The 8,047-nt window shown below is 68.0% G+C and carries 7 protein-coding genes; 3 read left to right on the top strand and 4 right to left on the bottom strand.

Annotated elements, in window-relative coordinates; all coding sequences use genetic code 11:
- Positions 1-243: 243 nt before the first annotated feature.
- The gene (murJ, locus tag GGR71_RS05430) at positions 244-1,836 is read right to left on the bottom strand and encodes a murein biosynthesis integral membrane protein MurJ (RefSeq protein WP_184451837.1); all 1,593 of its coding nucleotides are present in this window, start codon (positions 1,834-1,836) and stop codon (positions 244-246) included.
- Between the two features lie 116 nt (positions 1,837-1,952).
- Here murJ and rpsT point away from each other — a divergent pair, with 116 nt between their 5' ends.
- A complete protein-coding gene (gene rpsT, locus GGR71_RS05425; protein WP_010341167.1) occupies positions 1,953-2,225 on the top strand; it encodes a 30S ribosomal protein S20 in 273 nt (90 codons plus the stop codon).
- Between the two features lie 121 nt (positions 2,226-2,346).
- On the opposite strand, the gene cgtA is transcribed toward rpsT, so the two are convergent.
- The 3 genes from cgtA to rplU all read right to left on the bottom strand — a co-directional run bounded on the left by cgtA (position 2,347) and on the right by rplU (position 4,220).
- Positions 2,347-3,402, bottom strand: coding sequence for an Obg family GTPase CgtA (gene cgtA, locus GGR71_RS05420; RefSeq protein WP_160962761.1), 1,056 nt, complete (start codon positions 3,400-3,402; stop codon positions 2,347-2,349).
- A 224-nt stretch (positions 3,403-3,626) separates the two neighbouring features.
- Positions 3,627-3,887, bottom strand: a complete 261-nt coding sequence (gene rpmA, locus GGR71_RS05415) for a 50S ribosomal protein L27 (protein ID WP_010341169.1) — start codon at positions 3,885-3,887, stop codon at positions 3,627-3,629.
- A gap of 12 nt (positions 3,888-3,899) precedes the next feature.
- Entirely contained in the window at positions 3,900-4,220 is a 321-nt protein-coding gene (gene rplU / locus GGR71_RS05410; RefSeq protein ID WP_010341170.1) for a 50S ribosomal protein L21, read from the bottom strand.
- A 296-nt stretch (positions 4,221-4,516) separates the two neighbouring features.
- On the opposite strand from rplU, the gene uvrA reads away from it, so the two are divergent.
- Together uvrA and GGR71_RS05400 are read left to right on the top strand one after the other, a co-directional pair.
- A complete protein-coding gene (gene uvrA, locus GGR71_RS05405; RefSeq protein WP_160962763.1) occupies positions 4,517-7,519 on the top strand; it encodes an excinuclease ABC subunit UvrA in 3,003 nt (1,000 codons plus the stop codon).
- Positions 7,519-7,926 carry an acyl-CoA thioesterase gene (locus GGR71_RS05400; RefSeq protein ID WP_048491466.1) on the top strand — a complete coding sequence of 136 codons (408 nt, stop codon included), beginning with the start codon at positions 7,519-7,521 and terminating at the stop codon, positions 7,924-7,926. Before uvrA ends, GGR71_RS05400 begins: the two co-directional genes overlap by 1 nt.
- Positions 7,927-8,047: the final 121 nt, after the last annotated feature.

The following is an 8,047-nucleotide window of genomic DNA, read 5'->3' as shown; positions in this document are numbered from 1 at the left end:
CCGCGTGCACCCGCGGGACATCCCGGGCCCAAGTCCCGGCCCCTCTTGCTCTCGCCCGGAGCCAAACCATTGCCAAGCGATCCGGCAAAAAACAGAGGGGTCGTTTTTTTGTGGAAGGGGCTTCAGCCCCGACGGGCTTTCCCGGGAAAGCCCGTCGGGACTGAAGTCCCTCCCACAGTGCAATCGCAGCCGCCGTGTACCCGCGGAACATCCCGGGCCCCGGGCCCCGGGTCCCGGCCCTTCTCAACTCTCGCGCAGATCCCGCGGCCGGAACCCCAGCGCCAGCAAGGCAGCCAGATACACCACGCCGCCGCCGCCGACCAGCAGCAACAGGCTGCCGATGCGGTGCCACTTGTCCATGGTGGTGAACGCCGGCAGCCAGTGCAGGCCCAGCGCCAGCACCGTCGCCATGGCCGCGCAGGCCACGCCCAGCCGCAGCAGATAGCCGCCCCAGCCCGGCTTGGGCTGGTAGACCTGGTCGCGGCGCAGCCAGCGCCACAGCAGCGACAGGTTGAGGTAGCTGGCGACCGCGCTGGCCAGGCCCAGCGCCAGGTGCAGGCCCGGCACCGCCTCCAGCGCCGCGCGCACGCCCTGCGCGCGCAGTTCCGCCGGCACCCACAACTGGTACAGGATCGCCAGGAACAACAGGTTCAGCACCATGTTGGCGACCAGCGCGGCGACGCCGGCGCGCACCGGCGTGCGCGTGTCCTGGCGCGAGTAGAAGGCCGGCAGCAGCACCTTGAGCAGGGCGAACGCCGGCAGGCCGAAGCTCAGCCCGAACACCGACATCGCCGCCATGCGCGTGTCGAAGGCGGTGAACTTGCCGTACTGGAACAGGGTCGCCACCAGCGGCTGGCTCAGCAGCATCAGCCCCAGCATCGCCGGCACCGCGATCAGCAAGGTGGTGCGCAAGCCCCAGTCCAGCGCACTGGAGAACCCGGCGCGGTCGGTCTTGACGTGGTGCCGCGACAGCGCCGGCAGGATCACCGTGCCCAGGGCCACGCCGAACACGCCCAGCGGCAGTTCCAGGAAGCGGTCGGCCTGCGACAGCCAGCTCTGCGAGCCGGCGTACAGGAACGAGGCGATCACCGTGTCCAGCAGCAGGTTGATCTGCGCGATCGAGGAGCCGAACAGGGTCGGCACCATCAGGGTCAGCACCCGGCGCACGTCCGGGTGCTGCCAGCCCCAGCGCGGCAGGGTCAGCAGGTCGATGCCGCGCAGGGCCGGCAACTGGAACAGCAGCTGCAGCACGCCGGCCACCAGCACCGCCCAGCCCATCGCCAGGATCGGCACGTCCAGTTTCGGCGCCAGCCACAACGCGCCGGCGATCATGCACAGGTTGAGGATCACCGGGGTCAGCGCCGGCAGGCCGAAGCGGTGGAAACTGTTGAGCGCGCCGCCGGCCAGGGCGGTCAGCGACACGAACAGCAGGAACGGAAAGGTCAGCCGCAGCAGGTCGACGATCAGCCCGAACTTGGCCGGATCGTCGCTGGCGCCGGGATTGAACAGCAGCGCCACCTGCGGGGTGAAGATCAGCCCCAGTGCGGTGACCAGCAGCAGCACCCCGCCCAGGGTGCCGGACACCCGCGACATCAGCGCGCGCAGGTCGGCGTGCGGGCGGGTCTCCTTCACTTCGGTGAACACCGGCACGAAGGCCGTGGCGAACGAGCCCTCCGCGAACAGCCGGCGCAGGAAGTTGGGAATGCGGAACGCCACCCAGAACGCGTCGGTGGTGGCGTTGGCGCCGAAGGAAATGGTGATGGCCTGGTCGCGCACCAGGCCCAGCACGCGCGAGACCATGGTCATGCTGCTGAAGGAGAGCAGCCCGCGGAGCATGCGCGGCGTGCTCATGCGGCAGCCCTCTTGACAATTGACTTGACGCGAATATTCGGACGCTTCATACTCTCCCGCTTGTTTTTATCCACCACACAGCTTTCCAGGAAACCACCACCGTGGCCAATATCAAGTCCGCCAAGAAGCGCGCCAAGCAGACCGTCGTGCGCAACGCGCGCAACACGGCTCAGCGTTCGATGCTGCGCACCGCCGTCAAGAAGGTCATCAAGGCCCTGGACGCCAACGACGCCGCCGGCGCCGAAGCCGCTTTCGCCATCGCCCAGCCGATCCTCGACCGTTTCAGCTCGCGTGGCCTGATCCACAAGAACAAGGCTGCCCGTCACAAGAGCCGCCTGAGCGCCCGCATCAAGGCGATCAAGACCGCCGCCTGATCGGCTGCCGTCGACGCCGGGAGCGCCCGCGCTTCCGGCAGCACCACGAAAAAGCCCGGCCTTGGCCGGGTTTTTCGTGTGCGCATCACCCCGCCCCGCGCGCCGCAGGACGGCGCAGCGCTCAGGCGCCATTGGCGGCCGCCTCCAGCGCCTCCTCGCGCTGGCGGTCGAAGAACGCCATCACGTCCTTCATGATCGGCCAGGTGCCTTCGCGGCCCAGCGCCGACACCAGGTACCAGGGCTGGGTCCAGCCGAGCTCGGCGACCACCTGTTCGGCCAGCGCACGCGCCTCGTCCTCGAACATCAGGTCGGCCTTGTTCAGCACCAGCCAGCGCGGCTTGGCCAGCAACTCCGGATCGTGCTTCTGCAGCTCGCGCTCGATCGCCCGCACCTGCTCGGTCGGCGAAACGCCATCCACACCGCCCTCCATGGGCGCCAGATCCACTAGGTGCAGCAGCAGGCGGGTGCGCTGCAGGTGGCGCAGGAACTGCGCACCGAGGCCGGCGCCATCGGCGGCGCCCTCGATCAGCCCGGGAATGTCGGCGATCACGAAGCTGCGATAGGCCTCGACGCTGACCACGCCCAGGTTCGGGTACAGCGTGGTGAACGGATAGTCGGCGACCTTCGGCGTGGCCGCGGAGACCGCGCGAATGAAGGTGCTCTTGCCGGCATTGGGGAAACCCAGCAGGCCCACGTCGGCCAGCAGCTTCAGCTCCAGCTTGAGCGTGCGCTCCTCGCCCCCCTCGCCCGGCGTGGCCTTGCGCGGCGCGCGCGTCACCGAACTCTTGAAGTGCATGTTGCCCAGGCCGCCCTTGCCGCCCTGCGCGACCAGCAGGCGGTCGCCGTGCGCGACTAGGTCGCCGATGACCTCGTCGGTCTCGACGTTGATCACCACGGTGCCGACCGGCACGGTGATGGTCAGATCCTCGCCGGCCTTGCCGTACATCTGCCGGCCCATGCCGTTCTCGCCGCGCTGCGCACGGAACGCGCGCTGGTGGCGGAAGTCGACCAGGGTGTTGAGGTTCTCGTCGGCGACCAGCCACACGCTGCCGCCATTGCCGCCGTCGCCACCGTCGGGCCCACCCAGCGGGATGAACTTCTCGCGGCGAAAGCCGATGCAGCCATTGCCGCCATTGCCGGCCGTGACCTGGATTTCCGCTTCGTCTACCAACTTCATGGGATTCGGGATTCGCGATTCGGGATTGGAAAAAACCACCGGACGCCGCAGTTTAGCGGCCCCGGCAAAAGAACGGAGGCAGGAATCGCAGGACGCAATGGAATCCGCTTTGGCGAATCCCCAATCCCCAATCCCGCCATCGCCGCCACCAACGAAAAACCCCGCCGAAGCGGGGCTTTCGTCAGCAAGCCTGCGCCACGGCGCAGGCCCTGGACACCGGCGACTTACGCCTCGGTGACCACGCTCACGGTGCGACGCTTCTTGGCGCCCTTCACCGAGAACTCGACCTTGCCGTCGACCAGCGCGAACAGGGTGTGGTCGCGGCCCAGGCCGACGCCGGCGCCCGGGTGGAACTGGGTGCCGCGCTGACGCACGATGATGTTGCCGGCTTCGATGGCCTGGCCGCCGAACATCTTCACGCCCAGGTACTTCGGGTTGGAGTCGCGGCCGTTGCGCGAGGAACCTACGCCTTTTTTGTGTGCCATGACTGCTGCTCCTTACTTCTTGTCGCCACCGGCGATGCCGGTGATCTCGATTTCGGTGTAGTGCTGCCGATGACCCTGACGCTTCATGTGGTGCTTGCGGCGGCGGAACTTGATGATGCGCACCTTGTCGGCGCGGCCATGGGCCACGACCTTGGCGGTGACGGCGGCGCCCTTCAGCGCGTCGCCGATCTTGATGCCATCGCTGTCGCCCAGCATCAGGATGTTGTCGAACGTGATCTCGTTGCCGGCTTCGACTTCGAGCTTTTCCACGCGGAGCGTTTCGCCCTGCGCGACGCGGTATTGCTTACCGCCGGTGACCAGTACTGCGTACATGACCAGACTTCCTCTGTAGTTATTGTGGTCGTTCCCGTCGTGCCGTTTCGGGCAGACAGGAGCGGGATTGTAAGCCGCCGCGCGCGGCAGGGTCAAGCCCACCCAGGCCCGGGCTGTCAAGCCCCGCTGGCCGGCACGGCTGCCTGAATCAGCCAGCCGCCGGCGCCCGGCGGCGCTGGGATCTGCGGCAATTGCCCCCACCTGACAAGCTGGGTACGCTGATCGATTGCCGTCCCCTTTCCGCCCCCACACTGGCCAGCGGCACCGCCGCGGCCGGCACACTCCGGAATCTCTTCATGGCGATGGATTACATCCGCATCCGCGGCGCGCGGACGCACAACCTCAAGAACCTCGACCTCGACCTGCCGCGCGACAAGCTGATCGTGATCACCGGCCTGTCCGGGTCCGGCAAGTCCTCGCTGGCGTTCGACACCATCTACGCCGAAGGCCAGCGCCGCTACGTGGAGTCGCTGTCGGCGTACGCGCGGCAGTTCCTCAGCGTGATGGAGAAGCCCGACATCGATCACATCGAAGGCCTGTCGCCGGCGATCGCGATCGAGCAGAAGTCGACCTCGCACAACCCGCGCTCCACCGTCGGCACCATCACCGAGATCTACGATTACCTGCGCCTGCTGTACGCACGCGTCGGCCAGCCGCGCTGCCCCGACCACGGCTACCCGCTGGAGGCGCAGACGGTCAGCCAGATGGTCGACCACGTGCTGACCCTGGACCCGGAGCAGCGCTACATGCTGCTGGCGCCGGTGATCCGCGAGCGCAAGGGCGAGCATGCCCAGGTGTTCGAACAACTGCGCGCGCAGGGTTTCGTGCGCGTGCGCGTGGACGGCGAGCTGTACGAGATCGACGCGGTGCCGGCGCTGGCGCTGCGCCAGAAGCACACCATCGAGGCGGTGATCGACCGCTTCCGCCCGCGCGAGGACATCAAGCAGCGCCTGGCCGAGAGCTTCGAGACCGCACTGAAGCTGGCCGATGGCATGGTGTCGGTGCAGTCGCTGGACGACACCGCGGCCGCGCCGCACCTGTTCTCCTCCAAGTACAGCTGTCCGGTCTGCGACTACTCGCTGCCGGAACTGGAACCGCGCCTGTTCTCGTTCAATGCGCCGATGGGCGCCTGCCCGAGCTGCGACGGCCTGGGCGTGGCCGAGTTCTTCGATCCGGATCGGGTCGTGGTGCATCCGGAGCTGTCGCTGTCGGCCGGCGCGGTGCGCGGCTGGGACCGGCGCAACGCGTACTACTTCCAGCTGATCGCCTCGCTGGCCAAGCACTACAAGTTCGACGTCGACGCGCCGTGGCAGTCGCTGCCGGCGAGCGTGCGCCAGGCGGTGCTGTACGGCAGCGGCGACGAGACCATCACCTTCACCTACTTCACCGACGCCGGCGGCCGCACCCAGCGCAAGCATCGCTTCGAAGGCATCATCCCCAACCTGGAGCGCCGCTACCGCGAGACCGAATCGCCGGCGGTGCGCGAGGAACTGGCCAAGTACATCAGCGAACGGCCGTGCCCGGACTGCAAGGGCGCGCGCCTGAACAAGGCCGCGCGCAACGTGTTCGTCGCCGACCGTCCGCTGCCGGACCTGGTGGTGCTGCCGATCGACGACGCGCTGAGCTTCTTTCGTCAGCTCGACCTGCCCGGCTGGCGCGGCGAGATCGCCAGCAAGATCGTCAAGGAGATCGCCGAGCGGCTGGGCTTCCTGGTCGACGTCGGCCTGGATTACCTGACCCTCGAGCGCAAGGCCGACACCCTGTCCGGCGGCGAGGCGCAGCGCATCCGCCTGGCCAGCCAGATCGGCGCCGGCCTGGTGGGCGTGATGTACGTGCTCGACGAGCCCTCGATCGGCCTGCACCAGCGCGACAACGAGCGCCTGCTCGGCACCCTCACCCGCCTGCGCGACCTCGGCAACACGGTGATCGTGGTCGAGCACGACGAGGACGCGATCCGCCTGGCCGACTACGTCCTGGACATCGGCCCCGGCGCCGGCGTGCACGGCGGCGAGGTGGTCGGCCAGGGCAGCGTGCAGGACTTGCTCAAGGCGCCGCGCTCGCTGACCGGGCAATACCTGTCGGGCAAGCGCCGCATCGAGATCCCGGCCAAGCGCCACAAGGCCAATCCGAAGATGACCCTGCACCTGCGCGGGGCCACCGGCAACAATCTCAAGAACGTCGACCTGGACATCCCGGCCGGCCTGCTGACCTGCATCACCGGCGTGTCCGGCTCCGGCAAGTCGACGCTGATCAACGACACCTTGTTCACCCTGGCGGCGAACGAGATCAACGGTGCCTCGCACAGCGTGGCGCCGTACCGCGAGATCGAGCACCTGGACCTGTTCGACAAGGTCGTGGACATCGACCAGTCGCCGATCGGGCGCACCCCGCGCTCCAACCCGGCCACCTACACCGGCCTGTTCACGCCGCTGCGCGAACTGTTCGCACAGGTGCCGGAAGCGCGCTCGCGCGGCTACTCGCCGGGCCGCTTCAGCTTCAACGTGCGCGGCGGCCGCTGCGAGGCCTGCCAGGGCGACGGCCTGATCAAGGTGGAGATGCACTTCCTGCCGGACGTGTACGTGCCCTGCGACGTCTGCCACGGCAAGCGCTACAACCGCGAGACGCTGGAGATCCTGTACAAGGGCTTCAACATCAACGACGTGCTGGAAATGACCGTCGAGGATGCGCTGAAGCTGTTCGAACCGGTGCCGTCGATCGCACGCAAGCTGGAAACCCTGGTCGACGTGGGCCTGAGCTACATCAAGCTCGGGCAGAGCGCGACCACCCTGTCCGGCGGCGAGGCGCAGCGCGTGAAGCTGTCCAAGGAACTGTCGCGGCGCGATACCGGGCGCACGCTGTACATCCTCGACGAGCCGACCACCGGCCTGCACTTCCACGACATCGAGGCGCTGCTGGGCGTGCTGCACAAGCTGCGCGACGAAGGCAACACCGTGGTGGTGATCGAACACAACCTGGACGTGATCAAGACCGCCGACTGGATCGTCGACCTGGGCCCGGAAGGCGGCCACCGCGGCGGCACCATCCTGGTCACCGGCACGCCGGAAGACGTGGCGGCCTGCCCGCAGTCGTACACCGGCCAGTTCCTGGCGCGGATGCTGCCCTCCACCAGCGCGCGCCCGGAGCAGCCGGCGGCGATGGCCAACAAGCCCGATGCGCGCCCGCCGCGCAAGGTCAAGCCGGAAAAGCCGGCGAAGAAGCAGGCCGTGGCCGCCAAGAGCGGCGGCAAGGCCAGCAAGAGCACCACCAGCACCGGCACCAAGAAGAAGAAGGACGTTTGATGAGCAGCGAACACAAGATCCTGGCGCGCATCCCGATCAGCGTGCGCTGGCGCGACATGGACAGCATGGGCCACGTCAACAACGCCAAGTACATCTCCTACCTGGAAGAGGCGCGCGTGCGCTGGATGCTGGGCGTGGAGGGCGTGTCCATGAGCGATCGCATCGCCCCGGTGGTGGCGGCGACCAACGTCAACTACCGCGCGCCGATCGTGTGGCCCAACGACATCCTGGTCGAACTGTTCGTCGAGCGCCTGGGCACCAGCAGCGTGACCATCGGCCACCGCATCGTCGACCAGCAGGATGAGAGCCGGCTGTACTCCGACGGCAACGTGGTGGTGGTGTGGATGGACACCCAGACCGGCAAGAGCGCGCCGCTGCCGGAGGCCGTGCGCAAGGCATCGAGCTGACCCCTGCGCTTGCGCCGGACACGGTCCGGCGCATCGTCGGCCTTTGCAGTGGCACTGCCCACGTAGGAGCGGCGTGCGCTCCTTGTGGGAGGGACTTCAGTCCCGACGACGGGTGCCGTCA

The sequence above is a fragment of the Xanthomonas sp. F1 genome (genome assembly GCF_014199855.1).
This window is presented reverse-complemented; position numbering and strand designations above follow the sequence as displayed.

What these genes read in the sequence shown, in the direction of transcription:
- murJ (WP_184451837.1), bottom strand. Translation starts at nt 1,836, where the DNA reads ATGCTCCGCGGGCTGCTCTCCTTCAGCAGCATGACCATGGTCTCGCGC.
- cgtA (WP_160962761.1), bottom strand. Translation starts at nt 3,402, where the DNA reads ATGAAGTTGGTAGACGAAGCGGAAATCCAGGTCACGGCCGGCAATGGC.
- rpmA (WP_010341169.1), bottom strand. Translation starts at nt 3,887, where the DNA reads ATGGCACACAAAAAAGGCGTAGGTTCCTCGCGCAACGGCCGCGACTCC.
- rplU (WP_010341170.1), bottom strand. Translation starts at nt 4,220, where the DNA reads ATGTACGCAGTACTGGTCACCGGCGGTAAGCAATACCGCGTCGCGCAG.
- uvrA (WP_160962763.1), top strand. Translation starts at nt 4,517, where the DNA reads ATGGCGATGGATTACATCCGCATCCGCGGCGCGCGGACGCACAACCTC.
- GGR71_RS05400 (WP_048491466.1), top strand. Translation starts at nt 7,519, where the DNA reads ATGAGCAGCGAACACAAGATCCTGGCGCGCATCCCGATCAGCGTGCGC.